Origin of the sequence: Paraburkholderia atlantica (assembly GCF_009362785.1) — a bacterium.
In the GTDB taxonomy this organism is placed as follows: Bacteria; Pseudomonadota; Gammaproteobacteria; order Burkholderiales; family Burkholderiaceae; genus Paraburkholderia; species Paraburkholderia atlantica.
The window spans coordinates 1-740 of the sequence record NZ_WHNQ01000219.1 but is presented as its reverse complement, the minus strand read 5'-3'; the positions used below and the strand labels follow the sequence as shown (position 1 = coordinate 740).

The following is a 740-nucleotide window of genomic DNA, read 5'->3' as shown; positions in this document are numbered from 1 at the left end:
CGGTCGCACGACGCAGAACACGGGCGACATTGCGCAGAACGCCGGCGATATCGCGCTGAATGCAACTGACATCGCAAAGAACACGAGCAACATCGCGCAGAACGCATCCAGCATCACGAGCGTGCAGAACCAGTTGTCCGAAGGTACGGTGGGTCTGGTCCAGCAGGACGCAACCAGTCGTGACATCACGGTGGCAAAAGATGCTGACGGTTCGGTGATCAACGTGGCAGGCACCGCGGGCAACCGTACGGTGACCGGGGTGGCTGCGGGCGCAGTGCGGGCATCGAGCGTGGACGCGGTGAATGGCAGCCAGCTGTATGGCACGGCGTGGAGCACGGCCCGCGCGCTGGGCGGTGGTTCGATCGTGCTTGCGGATGGCTCGATCAGCGCGCCGAAGTTCAGCGTGGGTGGCACGACGGTGTACAGCGTGGCCGAAGCCGTGACGAACCTCGACGGTCGCACGACGCAGAACACGGGCGACATTGCGCAAAACGCGACCAACATCGCGAGCGTGCAGAACCAGTTGTCCGAAGGTACGGTGGGTCTGGTACAGCAGGACGCGAACACGCGCGACATCACGGTAGCGAAGGACATGGACGGCACCGTGGTGAACGTGGCGGGCGCGGCGGGTAACCGCACGGTGACGGGCGTGGCGAATGGCGCAGTGAACGCATCGAGCGTGGATGCGATCAACGGCAGCCAGCTGTACGGCGCGGCATCGAGCACGGCCGAGGCACTGG

Annotated in this window: 1 pseudogene; it reads left to right on the top strand. The window is 64.9% G+C overall.

Annotated features, from left to right (window positions below):
* A pseudogene (locus GCT19_RS42365) lies at positions 1–740 on the top strand (ESPR-type extended signal peptide-containing protein); the annotation flags it as partial.